Raw genomic sequence first — 16535 nt, forward strand, 5'->3', positions numbered from 1 at the left:
GATACAGACTATTTCAAATTGAAGATCAGACAAACATCGGTTCCCGATACACACTCAACTTTTTACCCAAATATCAAGCTCACCTAAGCGGAGAAGAGCCCTTTTAGTATTGCAAAAACCCGTGAACAGGGTGTGAATGAGTAAAAAGTCTAGCTAATAAAGGGGCAAAAACGCCTTATACTAACAAAACCGCCAGTCTTAACTGGCGATTTAATGTTAATTATTACTCAATGGTTACAACTCATCTTCTAATGTCGAAAGTCGTGAATTTCTGGTTGGGAAAGCCGTGATAACATAACCATCACTGCCAACTACAATGGCGACATTGGTAAACAGATAATGATAACGACCATACACAAAAGTGACGGCTGCATAGTCTCTGCGTTGACCGCCTTCGCCTGTTCTGGTTGTAATTCTAGGGTTACCGTCAACACTGGTTAGTGCTGCCATGATCATGCGTGCTAGCATCTCTTGGTTGTGGAAACCATGCTGCATAAAGTCTCTTTGGTGCCCACCATCTCTGTTGGTCCATATGTGAGTTAAGCCAAAGCCAAATCTATCACGCCTTCCATCATTGGCATCTGATAGAACCACAAATCTGCGGTTATTGCCCGCAGGTGCTCCATCATAGGCAATAGCCCAAGTATTAGCACTGACTTCATTTCGGTTCATACGTGAACTTACACCGCTATTATTAAAGGCCAATACCATGTTGTGAAAATTTGAAGAGTCAGTACTTCTAGTGAAATACTGTCCGCCTGTTTGCAAAAGTGGAGGCACACTCACCACTGTTTCTGTAGGCCTTATATTTGCTCTCCTTCGTATTTTCTGAACACATTGGTAGCCATCGTCATCTTTGACTTCTGGATCGTTGTTGGCACAAGAGCCGGTAAGAACATTGTCATTACGTTTCTTGCCTTTTTTGTTCCTTCGTGAAACGAGTTTATCGGGTTTCACATTTGACGCATTGGCAACTAGCATAGCGCTATTTAACAGGTCTATGGCCGCTTCAGGGTTGTGATTGATAAAGTCATTGAGGTGTTGATTGCCAGTATCAACTGATAGCGCGGGGCCTGCTCCTTGCGCTGCAAGATTAAGATGCTCTTGGACATCATTAATGATAGTTCCTAGCTGAGTATGGGTAAGATCACCCATAAGGTTTATCGCTTCATTTTGCTCTGTGGTACATGTCCCTTCATCTGCGTCGGTATTCACATTGTCATCACAAGCTAATACATTCATCGCTGTGTTAAATGCATCGGGGTTATCACTGTGTGGCTGAGCCTCTATTACTTCATAAACCACATTACTGTTGTTACCAGTTGGTTGAGGCTCATCAACAATTAAGGGAGGAACATTAGCGATTAGTTGATGGTTTTGAACACCACAGACGCTTGGCTCTCCCAGCCACCTTGCGAATGCCCAAGCTCCAAGGCTTTGTAATGATTGTATGAAATCTTCAACACATCTCTTTTGTCGGCGATGTGCTGTGGGAAGCTCCAATGGTATCGCAGTATGTTGAGCTAATATGAGGTTTTGTAAATCGTCGGCATACTTATTTTCTTGAGTGGAATTAGAAAGAGCACCGATATGTTTTCCGCTGAAATAGCGCTCATCGATTGCCTCAGAGCTTGCGCTGTAAAGTAGATGATAAGAAGACCACTGATTTTGTGAATACTCATCGGTTCTAAAGTGGATAGGGCTACTGAGTAGTGAGTTACCCACAACGGTAACACCAGTTTCAGGGAAATACTCAGCATCATTCAGTTCCAAAGAAATATTCGTTTTCTCAAATAGCTGTTTTTGCGCTTTATCAGAAAAAACATTAAGTGTAGCAAGTACATATCCTTCTGAGATACTTTCCTCTAGATTCAGTTTAAACTCCCAATACTTCATAAGAGGGTAACCTGAACCTGGAGTAAAAAGGAAAGAATCTAAAAGTCGTGGCGTTGGACCAAGTGCACGATCTCCTGTACCGTTATAGCGCATTCGAAGCGTTTTACCATTAATTGTTCCTGCAAGGCCAACATAACCTAAATTTCCATATCCATCGACAGAGACTTGTGGATCTGGTGTTGGATTTTCCCCAACCGCTCTTATCATGAAACTGGTACGATTATCTGTGGCTACTTTTACTAGGACTCTAATTCGGCTAATCAGGTTTTGGCCATACTTGATATCTGACACCTGATCCGTTGTCGTCGTATGCAATACGCCATCGCTAAGATCTGTATCAATGGCTAGCTCGTTGTAAATAATTTTTTGGTACTTCGTTTCACTACTCGTATCAATAGCGTAGAAATTCCCTTTTTTCTTGGTACAAAGGCTTTGCCCTGTTGGGATACTAGGATCATTGTCTGAAATATTAGTGAGGTACTCAAAAGCATCATGGACCACGTTTATACTGTTATCTTGCGTGATCGACAGTGTTTTACCATTATCTAAAAAATACCTACCCCAAACATCAATCTTGTTTTGGTTATATAGTTGTATAGATAATTCTTTAGCCTCTGCTGGCTTTATTAGTCTATAGCCATTTTCACATTGCTCGCCCTGTACTTCAATATGGCTAGGGGTAAGGTCGATTATGGCTAGAGAATGTGTTGAATATAATGCGGTTAGGAGAAATATTATCTTTGATTTATTCATTTAAATTACCTCTTTGTAGTAATAAAAAAATGAGAGCAAATTTTTATTTATTAAATAAATACCAAATTTAGTCTGTAAACAAAATTAAAAACATCTAAAGTATGATTTATCACCCAAAAAAATAAAAACAAATGGCGATATTTAGTTAACCGATACGTGTTATATTTCCCTTTTTATTTCTAATTAAATTATTGAAAATAAAGGGTATTATTTTTGTTGTAGTGCTTAAAGATATTGTGCTTTGATTAGGAATCGAGAAGGAAAGCTATGATATGGAGAGATAAGTGTTTAGGGGATAGATATAAACCCATATTGTTATAATTTTTTTAAAAAAATTATAACTCATTATAATGATATAATAAGTTAGTATAAAAATGATTTAATTCTGATTATGACTGACATCCATAGCCTTAGTTTAAAATCAGGATTTTTTACATAGAAACACATCCTAACTTATGATTTATACTATTTGTGTAGACTATTTTTAACGGTTTAGGTTAATAGAACGGTCACTTTTAAAAATTAAATGTTCTATTAAAATAATCAGCGAGTAAAAGCCTGAGGTTAGATATAAATCTTGCCCCTTGAATACAGGACAACATCACCTGAAACGATCACATTTTCATCACTCACATGGCAATAGACTACGCCGCCACGTCGTGATGCTTGGTAGGCTTTTAAATGGTTTCTGTTTAACTCTTTGGCCCAAAATGGCGCAAGAGATGTATGAGCTGAACCTGTAACAGGGTCCTCACAATCACCGACATCAGGCCAAAAGTATCGCGATATAAAGTCGTAATTCTGACCTTTAGCTGTAACGATAAGATCATAAGGAGCAAGTTTCTCTAAGTACTCTCGTCGCACTTTTACCTGTATTACTTCCTCTTCATTATCAAAAACGGCAAAATAAGCCTGTGGTGTTTTGAGTACTTTTGTTGGGCGGATGGAGAGTGACTCAAAGACCTCGGCCGGGCATTCGGTTTCTATTGGTAACCTATTAGGAAACGTCATTAGAATTCGACCAGAAAGGTCTTTTTCAACCTCCAAAGTACCAACTTGGAGAGTATCAAATAGAATCTTGCCTTCTACATCAAAGAATTGATAGAGGCCAAATGCAGAGGCGAGAGTGGCGTGACCGCAGAAGTCTATTTCAGAACTTGGTGAAAACCAGCGGATGGCGTATTGGTTAGCCCCCGTCGGCTTGATAAAAGCAGTTTCAGAGAGGTTGTTTTCAGAAGCAATATTCTGCATGATCTCATCACACAGCCATTCACCTAAAGGGACTACGGCTGCAGCATTGCCTTTAAAACGTTGAGTGGTGAATGCATCGCAGATAAATATTTCGAGTTCCATATCTAATCCCTTGTGTCTTACATGGTTGTTACAGGCATCATATGCACGGCAATGGGAATTGTAATGCATTACATTGCTGTAATGTGATGGTCACTACTGAAAGTCATACTTTTATTGCATTGTGCTTTTCGAAAAAAGAGCTGAGAGTCATAACCTCAGCCAAGATCTCAAAAATTGATTGATAGCTAGTCATTCGAATTTATATGCGCATTAACGAATCATGATTTAACTGATTGATGTTATTTGCGCCAGTTAGTGTCATAGCTACGCTCATTTCTTGTTCATAAAGATCAAGCAGGTTTTCAACACCCGTTCTGCCTTGAGCGGCTAAGGCATAAATATAGGAACGTCCTAGCATGGCACAATCCGCGCCTAAGGCGAGCATTCTGACTACATCAAGCCCTGAGCGAATCCCGGAATCGACCAATATTTTCACATCTCCTTTTACGGCATCGGCTATGTATGGGAGCGCTTTGGCCGAAGATAGTACGCCATCGAGCTGTCGACCACCATGATTAGAAACCACGATGCCGTCTGCGCCAAAATTGACAGCATCTTTGGCGTCTTGTTGATCTAAAATACCCTTTATCACCATAGGGCCTTGCCAAAAGTCACGAATCCACTCCAAGTCTTTCCAGCAAATTGAAGGGTCAAAGTTTTCACCTAGCCAGCCAATGTAGTCTTCAAGCTTGGTTGGTTTACCTCGATAGGTAGAGATATTACCGAGATCATGGGGCTTTCCCATTACGCCAACATTAAATGCCCAATCAGGGTGACGCATTGCCTGAAAGACTCGTCGCATCGCGGCGTTAGGTCCACTCATTCCAGAATGTAAATCTCGGTAGCGGGCACCTGGGATGGGCATATCGACGGTAAACACCAGCGTACTTACCCCCGACTCTTTCGCACGTTCAAGAACATTTTTCATGAATCCACGATCTTTTAGTACGTAGAGTTGGAACCACATCGGCCTTTCAAGCTTGGATGTCACTTCCTCAATTGGGCAAACCGACACGGTTGACATGGTAAAAGGGATACCTTTTTGCTGCGCCGCAAGTGCGGCTTGGACTTCACCACGTTTAGAGTACATCCCTGTTAAACCAACAGGGGAAAGGGCAATAGGTAGATTTAATGGCTCACCAAAGATTTCGATTGATAAGTCTATTTCAGACATATTCTTTAGCACTCGCTGCTTGAGAGCTATTGTTGCTAAGTCTTCGCTATTTCGCCTTAACGTTTGCTCGTTATATGACCCGCCGTCAATATAGTGAAATAAGAAAGGCGGTAGTTTAGATTTTGCGGCTTTTCGATAGTCGGTTGCAGATGAAATGATCATAGATAGTAGTCCTGATTTAAACATCGGATAAAGTTAAGTTGTTCTTGACGGATATTTTTATAGCATTAATGCATCCGTAATCTTTAGGCCATAGATTGCAACTAGCCCGATGATGCCTGTGAGAATGAGGTAGTATAATGTCGGTAACACGGTTTTTCGGAGTGTAGCTCCCTCTCGACCCAACAACCCAACAGTGGCGGACGCCGCGACCACATTATGTATAGCAATCATGTTACCTGCCGCTGCACCGACAGCTTGTAAGGCTACAACCGTCGCACTTGAAATAGACAAGGTTTGAGCAACTTCAAACTGAAATTGACTAAACATCATATTGGATACCGTGTTAGAGCCTGCAATGAAAGCACCAAGGGCACCGATGGCAGCACTTAATGCTGGAAAGGCATCGCCGGCTATACCTGCAGCGAAATTGGCGGTAGTGACTGGCATACTTGCCAAGTCAGCACTATTCACGCCTGAGTTAATAAAAATTCTCACCATGGGGATGGTGAAAACCAATACAAAACCAGCACCTATTAAGGTTTTACTGGATTCACTAAACGCTTTAGTTAATGGTTGAGCACTGCGTGATTGAATCACAACAGCAATAATAGCGACAAAAACTAAAATGCCCCCCGGTAGGTAAAGTGGCTGTATGGCAGCGCTGATATCTGCTTGGGCGAGTATTTGGTTAAATGACAAACTGAAGTTAGTAAGTAGAGTTTTGAAGTTGCTACTGACACGACTAACGACTAAAACGATAGCTAAAACTACATAAGGAAACCATGCTAACCACATGCTCATGACTTTGCCATTTGAATCATTACGCTCTATTTTGAGTGAGCCTAACCACTCCTTAGGCCACTGGCTCTCACTTTCAAAATCCCAAGTAGTACGGGGAACTAAAATTCCTTTTTTAGCGGCGAATACCACGATAGATAATCCAATCAACCCACCTATTAGTGATGGGAATTCAGCACCGAGGAAAATACCAGTTAATGCATAGGGGACGGTAAAAGATAAACCCGCGAAAAGAGCAAATGGAATTATATCTAAGCCCTCAGTCCAGCTTTTATTTTTGCCAAAGAATCTAGTTAGCATAATTGCCATGAGCACTGGGATGAATGTACCAACGCAGGCATGAATAATTGCAACGCTTGACGTTATTTGTTGCAGATAGCTGCCCCAGTCAGAGCCATTGGCAATGAGTGATTGGCTGATACTGTGGCTATCTAACCCCTTATTTACCCCCACTATGATTGGAGTACCAACGGCACCAAAGGATACAGGAGTAGATTGTATCATCATACCCATGAGTACGGCGGCAAGGGCGGGGAAACCGATGGCGACTAATAGAGGGGCAGCAATCGCTGCGGGGGTACCAAACCCTGATGCGCCCTCAATGAAGGAGCCAAAGCACCAAGCTATGATAATTGCCTGTACTCGTCTATCTGGGGATATGTTGGTAAAACCATTACGAATAGTGGAAATAGCGCCTGTATATTTTAAGGTATTAAGGAGAAATATAGCCCCGAAGACAATCCAAAGAACCGATACAGTGATAACTAGGCCCTGTATTGTCGAGGCTAGGATTCTAGTGGTTGACATATTCCAAATGAAAAAAGCTATTGCAACGGTTAAGCCAAAAGCAATAGGCATGGCGCGTTTTGCTGGCCAGTTAAGGCCAACCAATAAGACAGCTGCTACCACTATTGGTGAGAAGGCCACCAAGGCCAGTACTGTTTCACTCATAGGTACATCCTCGTACAAGTGGGCCTTAGGACTCTCCAGAGCCTCTCAGGTTTTATAATTGTGATGTGGGTGTTAAATTAGAGTGAATTTACCGCTTTATTTTTAATGGATACAGGGAAATAATGAAAATAATTAATTCCAAAAATAGCATAATAATATGAAAGCAGACGATATTATTCTATTTTCTCAGGTTGTTGAACTGGGAAGCTTTAGTAAGGTTGCTGAGGCAAATAACCTTACAAATTCTGTAGTTAGCAAAAGAATTGCACGTTTAGAGCAACATGTTGGTACTCAACTCTTATTCAGAACAACACGTAAATTAACCTTAACCGAGGCTGGTAAGGCACTAGTGCAGGGTGCAAAAAGTGTGAAGCAAGCTGCGCAAGAAGCGGTTGATTCAGTATCTGGATTTGGAGAAAGTATCAGCGGCCATATAAAAATGTCTGTACCCTGTATTTCTGGAGATTTAGTCTTAGCAGATGCTGTTGCTGAGTTTTGTACTTTATATCCTGGATTGACGGTCGATATGTCACTCGATAACCGTTTTGTTGATCTCATTGATGGTGGCTATGACCTCGTGATTAGAACTGGTTACCTTGAAGATTCAAGTTTAATCGCTCGACACATTCTGGATTCTCAATGGGTTGTGTGTGCTTCCCCATGTTACCTTTCTCGTAATAGTAGGCCAATGAATCCACATGACTTAATTGGTCATAACTGCTTGCAATATGCATATCAGTCTACTGGAGCGTCGGATTGGGAGTTTAAAAGATCATCAGGGAACTATGTTGTGAAGGTTTCAGGAAGCTTTTCCACCGACAATGCGATAGCGTTACGAAAAGCCGCTCTTGGAGGGCATGGTATTGCCTACGTGCCACGTTGTTTGGTCTATCATGATATTCGAAATAGTCAATTAGTTGATGTTTTCCCCGAATTAGTGGGTAAGTGTTTAGGGATTTATGCGGTTTATCCTTTTACACGCCAGCCTCCCAAAAAAGTGAAATTGCTCATAGAGCATATACGTACTCGCTATCTTGAAATTGCCCATTATTTTTAGAAAAAGCTTCAAATTAGGGTTTTAAATGAAAATTATGAGCACCAAAAAAGCCGATGTATAAATGATTACATCGACTAGATAGCTAGGTATGGATTACGCGGCTTCGATGTCGTCTTCGTCTAAATCAAAGGAAGCATCAATCAGTTTTTTGGTGTAATCATTTTTTGGAGAGTGGAAAATCTCTTCTGCTGTTCCTTCTTCCATCACTTCGCCCTTTTGCATCACTAAAACGCGATCAGATAAAGCTTTAACAACACTGAGGTCATGGCTGATAAATAGAAAGCCAATGTTGTGTTTCTGCTGAATATCTTTGAGCAAGTCAATTACTGTTAGCTGTACAGAGCGATCTAATGCAGATGTCGGCTCATCCAATAAGATGAAGGAAGGTTCTAGTATTAAAGCGCGAGCAATGGCGATACGTTGACGCTGCCCACCAGAAAATTCGTGTGGATAGCGGTTAATCGAATGGGGTTCTAAACGAACTTCTTCTAGTGCCTTACGCGCACGCTGCATTCGCTCTGAGTTATTTAGCAGAGGTTGATGTACCGTTAACCCCTCTGTAATGATATCTCCAACCGTCATTCGAGGAGAAAGAGAACCATAGGGGTCTTGAAAGACCATCTGAACATCTTTTTTTAGTGCAAATCGTTCTTTGTTGGTTAAGAAAGCTATATCTTGACCTTTAAATGCAATATCGCCTGTATAAGGCAGGAGACCAATAAGAGCTCGGCCAAGTGTCGACTTACCTGATCCAGACTCACCAACAATACCAAGAGTTTCTCCTTGCTTTAGCTCAAGAGATATTCCTTTTACAGCCTCAAAATACTGATTTTGACTCGAGATAAAGTGGCTTTTAATTAAGAATTTCACTCGGATATTATCCGCTTTAAGCAGTGGAGATGCATTTGACTCGATAGGGTGCTTGCTACCCTTAGGGACAGAGTTTATTAGCATCTGGGTATATTCATGCTGAGGATCACTAAAAAGGGTGCGACACTGTCCCTCTTCTACTACGTCACCTTTACACATGACGATGACGCGATCGGCAAGGTGTTTAACAACGCCTAAATCATGTGTGATAAATAAGATTGCCATGCCCATTTTGACTTGAATTTCTTTGATTAGATTAAGAACTTCAGCTTGGACTGTTACATCTAGCGCAGTAGTAGGTTCGTCTGCAATGAGTATGTCGGGTTCATTGATGAGCGCCATAGCGATCATTATACGTTGTAGTTGGCCCCCAGAAAATTCATGAGGGTATTTGCTGTATGCTTGTTGCGGGTTAGGTAAGTGAACAAGCTCAAACAGCTCTAATACTCTTTGCTTTGCTTGCGATCCTGAGACAGGCTGGTGGCATGTGAGCGCTTCAGCCACCTGAATTCCAACTCGCATAAATGGATTAAGTGACGTCATCGGTTCCTGAAAAATCATACCAATACGATTGCCACGAATTGTTTGCATGGATTTTTCTGACATATTCAGTAGCTGCTCTCCCTCAAATACAGCAACCGATTTTTTATCTACAATGGCATTTTTAGGCAGTAGTTGCATTACAGCGTTGGTTGAAACGGATTTTCCGCTTCCAGATTCACCTACAATAGCGAGTGTTTCTCCTTGAAACAACTCGAAACTGACATTCTTAACTGCATCAACAATACCATCATTGGTTGTAAAACTGATGGAGAGGTTCTTAACCTCAAGAATCGGCATCTGTGACATTTAAATTCCCTGTATTAATTATTTAATGAAAGCTGTCCATAGCATTGTCATGGCTCTTTAATGCTGAAAAATGATGATGGGCTTTTTGAACCAGTTCAAACTCTAACATCCACTGTGCATTTCGCTGAGCACTACAAAATGCGCCCATATGTAATAAAAGGTCGTTACAACTTTTATCTAATATTGAATGGGTAGCTTCTACCAGTTCGGTAGGTTCAATCGACATAAACTGCAGCAGCCCATAACTTTGGTTTAGTAAGTCGAACGCATTTTGGTATTGACCCATTTTATTGAGTATTTCCGATTGCGAAATCGCAGCATCCCTTAAGCTTCTCAGTAAGCAACCAAATTGGCATGGCTGAGTTTGGTTGTCATTTAAGGCGCTGTGAATATGACTTGGCAAATGAGTGAGAACTTGATCATACAAATGATGGGCTTCTGGCCAATGGCCTTGCTCTAACAACTGCTCTGCTTTTAGATAATAAGTCCAGCATTGTTGTAGATCCATATTTGATTAACTCCCTCAAAGTTGCTACTGATACCATTTAAATGTAATTCGTTTGCTATTGCAAATAATTATCATTTAATTGTTGTTTAATAATGAAATTGAACGATATTTAACCACTTGAACGCTGAGCGTGCCTAAGTCACTAAAATATAAATAAAACTAGCCTACACTTGGACGATATAAAGCTAAAAAATATAACGATAAGGAACATAGAGATGGCAATTCAAAGGCTTGAATCAAGCCAGCTGTACCATGCTGCGCAGCTAGAAATGCTGCCAAGCAAGTCGACGAAAGAGCTGGCACCTATTGACGAAATTGTTGGTCAAAAGCGCGCGCAAAAGGCAGTAGAATTTGCAATGTCCATTAAGGAAAAGGGCTACAACATCTATGCTATTGGTCAGAACGGATTGGGCAAGCGCACTATGATTTTGCGTTACCTAAATCGCCATCAACATGATGTCAAAACACTATTTGATTGGTGCTATGTGGCTAATTTTGAGGATATTAGGACTCCAAAAGTGCTCGCTTTACCGCGTGGAATTGGTAATCAGCTTAAGCAAGATATCGAAAAGCTGATGTCAAAATTGGTTAATGCTATGCCATTAGCCTTTGATAATGAACTTTACTACAGCCGCGCAGATAAACTAAAAAATCAGTTAGCCCAGAAGCAAGAAGCAGAGCTGGCGATTATTACGAAAGATGCAAAAACGAAAGGAATTAGTCTAACTATCACCAATCAAGGCGACTATCAATTTGTTGCAATGAATGATGACGAAATGCATACAGAAGAGTCGTTTGAGGAGCTGTCTAAGAAAGAGCAGGAATACTTTGGATCCACCATTGATGAACTTGAAATTAAGTTGCGAGATATGGTTCGTCAATTGACTGAGTGGGAAGAAGCGTACAGTGAAAAAATTAAGAAACTCAATGATGATGTGACCCTCGATGTTATTACTCATTTTATCAAGCAATTAAAAAAAGATTACTCAGGTTACGCGGCGATAAAAACATACCTAACCGATCTTCAACAGGATATCGTTGATAATGCTGATATTTTTTTGGAACAAAGCGGTGAGCAGGGTGAGGTTGCAACCGCCTCATTGGATAAAAAGCTACCAAGACGCTATAAGGTTAACGTCCTTGTAAGCCGAAAGACAGATGACTTTCCGATAGTTGTTGAAGAAAACCCTAATTACCACAGTTTATTTGGCTATATCGAGACGGCAACGTTCAAAGGCACGGTATTCACAGATTTTTCACTTATTCGCCCAGGCAGTTTACACAAAGCGAATGGTGGGGTGTTAATGATGGATGCACAGAAAGTCCTGGAACAGCCTTATGTTTGGGATGGATTAAAACGTGCGTTGAGAGCTCGCAAGTTAAGTTTTACTTCTCTTGAAAAAGAAGTCACCTTAACAGGTGCTGTATCACTTGACCCAGAAGCTATTCCACTCGATGTAAAGATTATCTTATTTGGTGACTACCGTACTTATCAATTACTGCAACATTATGATCCAGAATTTAGTGAACTCTTTCGTGTCACGGCTGATTTTGAAGATGAAATGGTTCGTACCCCAGAGTCGGAGCTGCAATATGCTCGTTTTATTTCAAGTGTGGTTAATGATAATAATATGCTGCATTGTGATAAAAAGGCGATTGCACGAATCATCGAACATAGCTCTCGATTGTCAGGAGATCAAACGAAGCTTTCGCTCCATTCAGCAAATATTGCTAATTTGATTAGGGAATCGAATTATGTAGCTCGCCAAGCGAACTCGAATATGATCCGTTCGAACCATGTTGAGGAAGCGCTTGCAAATCAAGAGCTAAGAGTGAGCCGTTTAAAAGACAGTGTTATGGAAGGGTTTATCAATGGCACAACACTATTACAAACTCATGGTTACTCTGCTGGGCAAGTTAATGCGTTGTCGGTGCTGAGTACCAGTGAATATATGTTTGGTGCACCTAACCGAATTACTGCAACGACCTGCTACGGCGATGGTGACGTTATTGATATAGAACGTAGCGTTGATTTGGGTGGTAGTATCCATTCAAAAGGGGTGATGATACTGACGGCGTATCTTTCTTCTGTTTTTGGCAAAACAGCTAAAGTGCCTCTCACAACCACAATTACATTTGAGCAGTCATATGGAGGAGTAGATGGGGATAGTGCCAGTATGGCTGAGTTCTGCGCGGTCGTTTCTGCTTTTTCAAAACAACCAAATTGCCAAAGTATTGCGATTACGGGTTCTATGAATCAATTTGGTCAAGCTCAGCCTATCGGGGGGGTGAACGAAAAAATTGAGGGTTTCTTCGATGTATGTGGAATAAAAGGTCGCAGTGACCACCAAGGTGTCATCATACCTAGGGCCAATATGCATAACCTTATGTTGAGACCCGATATTGTAAAAGCAGTCGAACGTGGTGAATTCCATATATGGGCGATTGACCATGTGACAGAAGCGATAGAGTTATTTATGGGTAGGCCTGCTGGAGAGCCAAGTGATGAAGGCAGTTATCCCATTGACACTATATTTGGTATTGCGCAGGCTAAACTTAATGCATTACGTAAATAGAGATATGGGCTTTCGTTAGAAAGCCCTTTTCTTTATTTAAAGCTTAATCAGTTCATTCCCTGATGCTTTATTGTGGTGAAAAGCATTAATATTACCGAGAGTTGTATCGGCTATATTGCCCAGAGCTTCGTCAGTTAAAAAAGCTTGGTGGCCGGTGAATAAAACATTGTGACAGGCAGAGAGGCGGCGAAATACGTCGTCAACAATAATATCATTTGATTTATCGCGGAAAAATAAATCTTTTTCATTTTCGTATACATCTAGCCCAAGTGCGCCAATCCTTCCTGTTTTTAAAGCCTCAATTGCTGCTGCTGCATCCAGCAGGCCACCACGGCTGGTATTAATGATCATGACACCATCTTTCATTTTATCGAAAGCGCTATTATCGAGGAGATGATAATTATCTTCAGACATTGGACAATGCAGCGTTATGACGTCACTTTTCTTGAAAAGTTCTTCTTTACTACAGTAAGTTGCCCCAAGTTCTAATGCGATTGGGTTTTCAAATGGATCATAGCAGAGTATCGTCATGCCGAGTCCTTTAAGGATCCGCATGGTAGCGATACCTATTTTACCTGTACCAATAACACCAACCGTTTTTTGATGGAAGTTGAAGCCGACCAGTCCATCAAGAGAAAAATTAGCATCTCGAGTACGTTGATATGCCTTATGGAAACGGCGGTTTAAACACATCATCAACCCTAACGTGTGCTCAGCAACTGACTCTGGAGAGTAAGCCGGCACTCTAACGACTTGTATGCCTAAACCCTCAGCTAAATCAAGGTCTACTCGATCAAAACCAGCACATCTCATTGCAATTAGCTTAACGCCTTGTAATGCTAGTTCTTTCAGTACTGGAGCTGAAAGGTCATCATTAACGAAGGCACATACTACTTTACAACCGTGTGCCATCTTGGCGGTTTTTTTCGTGAGCTGGAAATCATGAAAATGCAGCTCAAAACCAAATTGCTTATTTACTTTGCTAAAAGATACTTCGTCATACGACTTAGCACTGAAAACGGCGACATCTAACATATGAACCCCAAATAATTGATGGTGAGGAAAAGGTTAGTGGTATTGAAGCGTGAAATTACACAAAGTTAAAGAATTAATTATTGATAGAAGTTTATACAGTCCACTAAAAAGGCAATATCTACTGATGCTTGTAATGTTAACTTTGTTATTAAAAATAAAACTGTATAAATTACATACAAATTATCAATAAAGATCAAGATTTACTGCTAAATTATTAAAGATAAATTAAATAGCTCTTGGCTTTATTGTCATTAAGTTAAGTTGATGTTGTAGCTAGGTGCTAAAAGGTATTTATTCTCTGGCTAGGATATAAAACATGATTAAAAAAAAGCTATCTGAAGTGTCTATTGCGACACGAGCATGGTCCATTTTAGGCTTATTTGCTATTGGACTATTAGCAAATACGTTTCTCAATATCGATAAATCTCGTCAGCACATGCGGGAAAATTATGAGCGTGGTGTTTCCACCCTTGTCGAGGCAGCTACCGGTGTTGTGAAATATAACTACCAACAATACCAAACCGGTAAAATTTCTGAGAGTGAAGCACAAACGCGTACACTGAAAGCAATATCAGCGATGCGATTCGATGGCAATAATTATATCTTTGTTGTGAGCCGTGAAGGTGTTCAACTTGCGTCTGGAGTTGAATCACTGGTCGGTAAGAATATTCGTGACTTACAAGATAGTGAAGGTCGCTATTTTGTGCAAGATCTTTACGGGTTAGCACAAAAAGGTGGTGGCTTTGTTGACTATTATTGGAAAAACCCTAATTCGACAACAGCTGACCTTAAAACCAGTTATGCGACCATCTTTCAACCTTGGGGGTGGATGATTGGCTCGGGTATGAATATGGTGGCTCTTGAGGCGGATATGCATAGCTCCGAAGCGGCATCAACTGGTTATGCGATAGTGATTCTTATTTTATTATCCTTAGCAATAGGATTCTTTATTCAAACCATCACTGCCCCTTTAAACCGAACTGTAAGGGCAATGAAAACCCTGTCTCAAGGTGAAGGCGACTTGACGCAGAGGCTAGAAGAGAAAGGCAGCAAAGAGTTAATCTTTTTGGCAAGATATTTTAACCAATTCGTTGGTTCAGTTCAGGACATCATGCTCAATATTAGTGACTCAGGCAGTGAAGTATCAAGTGCTGCCGGTCAGTTATCAAGGTCAGCATTACATATCGATAATAGTTTGAATCAACAGCAAAGTGACGTTGAAACTTTGGCCAGTGCGATGACGCAAATGTTAGCAACTGTGGAAGAAGTAGCTGCGCGTACTGTTGAAGCTAATGATGCAAGCCGATTGGCTGCCAAGGAGGCCAACCATAGTCATGACATTATTGACAAGAATGTTGGCGGCGCTAACGAACTTGCAGGGGAAATACAGTCTGCCAGTCAGGTTGTACAGCAACTGGCCACAGATGCACGCAATGTTGACACCGTTTTAGAGGTGATTCGTGGTGTCGCTGAGCAGACTAACTTGCTGGCATTAAACGCAGCAATTGAAGCAGCAAGGGCAGGTGAGCAAGGACGTGGGTTTGCTGTGGTTGCAGATGAAGTCAGAAGCCTATCTTTAAGAACACATGAATCGACGCTTGAAATTCAGAATATTGTCGAGAAACTTCAGGTAGGCGCTGAAAATGTGGTTAAAGCGATGGATAATGGCACGGCGAGAGCGACTAATGCATCTAAGCTATCAAGCCAGGCTGGCACGGCCATTAATAAGATTAATCAGGAAGTACACACTATTGAAGAAATGAACCAACATATTGCCACAGCAGCAGAGGAACAAACGGTGACAGTGAATGAGATGAATCGAAATATGGTGAGTTTAAGTGATATGGCTTCATCGGTGTCGGCTGAATCAGCACAGATGTCGAGTGCGAGTACAGAACTTGATCGTGTCTCAGACAATTTGATGTCAATGATCCATCGCTTCAAGTTAGCTTAGCTTGAGGCCTTCAACGGATATGGTAGAATCGACTTAGATTGATCATTATTTAAGTTACTGATGAGAAAATTAAAAACGTCTATCCATCCAGATATTGGCCATTTGGACGATAAGGTTGTCATTCAAAGAAATGCGGCTAGAGCAGTTGTGGTTGATGGAGAGGAGATTCTACTACTTTACACACAGCGCTACCATGATTATACCATTCCAGGCGGTGGTATTGATGATGGAGAAGATATCATTGCCGGAATGATAAGAGAGCTAGAGGAAGAAACTGGCGCTCAAAATATCCATACTATAAAACCATTTGGCATCTATGAAGAGTTTCGCCCATGGCATAAGCCAGAGGCTGATGTGATGCATATGCACTCCTACTGTTATACCTGCAAGGTTGATCGTGAGTTGGGAAAACCAGCTTATGAAGATTACGAGATCAAAAACGGAATGAAAGCGATGTGGATCAATATCCACATTGCTATCGCCCACAATGAAAAAACCATTGCAAACAGTCCTAAAAAAGGTATGAGTATTGAACGTGAAACGTTTCTTTTACATTTAATTGCCAAAGAAATGCTTTAAGCGACATATTGCACTTGGTG

11 protein-coding genes are annotated in these 16535 nt (G+C 41.1%); 4 read left to right on the top strand and 7 right to left on the bottom strand.

Annotated elements, in window-relative coordinates:
- Nucleotides 1–234: 234 nt before the first annotated feature.
- From KO511_RS20220 to KO511_RS20235, 4 genes are all read right to left on the bottom strand, one after another.
- Complete coding sequence (locus tag KO511_RS20220) at nt 235–2649, bottom strand: hypothetical protein (protein ID WP_215989196.1); 2415 nt, start codon at nt 2647–2649, stop codon at nt 235–237.
- A 564-nt stretch (nt 2650–3213) separates the two neighbouring features.
- Nucleotides 3214–4002, bottom strand: a complete 789-nt coding sequence (locus KO511_RS20225; protein WP_215989197.1) for a PhzF family phenazine biosynthesis protein — start codon at nt 4000–4002, stop codon at nt 3214–3216.
- Between the two features lie 199 nt (nt 4003–4201).
- The gene (lldD, locus tag KO511_RS20230) at nt 4202–5338 is read right to left on the bottom strand and encodes an FMN-dependent L-lactate dehydrogenase LldD (protein WP_215989198.1); all 1137 of its coding nucleotides are present in this window, start codon (nt 5336–5338) and stop codon (nt 4202–4204) included.
- Nucleotides 5339–5395: 57 nt separating this feature from the next.
- A complete protein-coding gene (locus KO511_RS20235) occupies nt 5396–7087 on the bottom strand; it encodes an L-lactate permease (protein WP_215989199.1) in 1692 nt (563 codons plus the stop codon).
- 157 nt (nt 7088–7244) lie between these two features.
- Between KO511_RS20235 and KO511_RS20240 the strand changes: the two genes are divergently transcribed.
- Nucleotides 7245–8144, top strand: a complete 900-nt coding sequence (locus KO511_RS20240; protein WP_215989200.1) for a LysR family transcriptional regulator — start codon at nt 7245–7247, stop codon at nt 8142–8144.
- Nucleotides 8145–8237: 93 nt separating this feature from the next.
- On the opposite strand, the gene KO511_RS20245 is transcribed toward KO511_RS20240, so the two are convergent.
- Both KO511_RS20245 and KO511_RS20250 read right to left on the bottom strand, forming a co-directional pair.
- Nucleotides 8238–9863: an ABC transporter ATP-binding protein gene (locus KO511_RS20245; protein ID WP_215989201.1), complete on the bottom strand. Its 1626-nt coding sequence runs from the start codon at nt 9861–9863 to the stop codon at nt 8238–8240.
- A 22-nt stretch (nt 9864–9885) separates the two neighbouring features.
- On the bottom strand, nt 9886–10371 hold the full coding sequence (locus KO511_RS20250; protein WP_215989202.1) for a hypothetical protein: 486 nt from the start codon (nt 10369–10371) through the stop codon (nt 9886–9888).
- Nucleotides 10372–10586: 215 nt separating this feature from the next.
- Between KO511_RS20250 and KO511_RS20255 the strand changes: the two genes are divergently transcribed.
- Complete coding sequence (locus KO511_RS20255) at nt 10587–12947, top strand: Lon protease family protein (RefSeq protein ID WP_215989203.1); 2361 nt, start codon at nt 10587–10589, stop codon at nt 12945–12947.
- A 36-nt stretch (nt 12948–12983) separates the two neighbouring features.
- Here KO511_RS20255 and KO511_RS20260 read toward each other — a convergent pair whose 3' ends face one another.
- A complete protein-coding gene (locus tag KO511_RS20260; protein ID WP_215989204.1) occupies nt 12984–13982 on the bottom strand; it encodes a 2-hydroxyacid dehydrogenase in 999 nt (332 codons plus the stop codon).
- Between the two features lie 316 nt (nt 13983–14298).
- Here KO511_RS20260 and KO511_RS20265 point away from each other — a divergent pair, with 316 nt between their 5' ends.
- Nucleotides 14299–15936, top strand: coding sequence for a methyl-accepting chemotaxis protein (locus KO511_RS20265; RefSeq protein ID WP_215989205.1), 1638 nt, complete (start codon nt 14299–14301; stop codon nt 15934–15936).
- A gap of 60 nt (nt 15937–15996) precedes the next feature.
- Nucleotides 15997–16515, top strand: coding sequence for an NUDIX hydrolase (locus tag KO511_RS20270; protein ID WP_215989206.1), 519 nt, complete (start codon nt 15997–15999; stop codon nt 16513–16515).
- The last annotated feature ends 20 nt before the right edge of the window (nt 16516–16535 follow it).

It is taken from the genome of Vibrio hepatarius, from assembly GCF_018860525.1.
Classification (GTDB): Bacteria; Pseudomonadota; Gammaproteobacteria; order Enterobacterales; family Vibrionaceae; genus Vibrio; species Vibrio hepatarius_B.

Coding starts and splice junctions, on each gene's coding strand:
- KO511_RS20240 (WP_215989200.1), top strand. CDS start 7,245: ATGAAAGCAGACGATATTATTCTATTTTCTCAGGTTGTTGAACTGGGA.
- KO511_RS20260 (WP_215989204.1), bottom strand. CDS start 13,982: ATGTTAGATGTCGCCGTTTTCAGTGCTAAGTCGTATGACGAAGTATCT.
- KO511_RS20255 (WP_215989203.1), top strand. CDS start 10,587: ATGGCAATTCAAAGGCTTGAATCAAGCCAGCTGTACCATGCTGCGCAG.
- KO511_RS20270 (WP_215989206.1), top strand. CDS start 15,997: ATGAGAAAATTAAAAACGTCTATCCATCCAGATATTGGCCATTTGGAC.
- KO511_RS20225 (WP_215989197.1), bottom strand. CDS start 4,002: ATGGAACTCGAAATATTTATCTGCGATGCATTCACCACTCAACGTTTT.
- KO511_RS20235 (WP_215989199.1), bottom strand. CDS start 7,087: ATGAGTGAAACAGTACTGGCCTTGGTGGCCTTCTCACCAATAGTGGTA.
- KO511_RS20265 (WP_215989205.1), top strand. CDS start 14,299: ATGATTAAAAAAAAGCTATCTGAAGTGTCTATTGCGACACGAGCATGG.
- KO511_RS20245 (WP_215989201.1), bottom strand. CDS start 9,863: ATGTCACAGATGCCGATTCTTGAGGTTAAGAACCTCTCCATCAGTTTT.
- KO511_RS20250 (WP_215989202.1), bottom strand. CDS start 10,371: ATGGATCTACAACAATGCTGGACTTATTATCTAAAAGCAGAGCAGTTG.
- KO511_RS20220 (WP_215989196.1), bottom strand. CDS start 2,649: ATGAATAAATCAAAGATAATATTTCTCCTAACCGCATTATATTCAACA.
- lldD (WP_215989198.1), bottom strand. CDS start 5,338: ATGATCATTTCATCTGCAACCGACTATCGAAAAGCCGCAAAATCTAAA.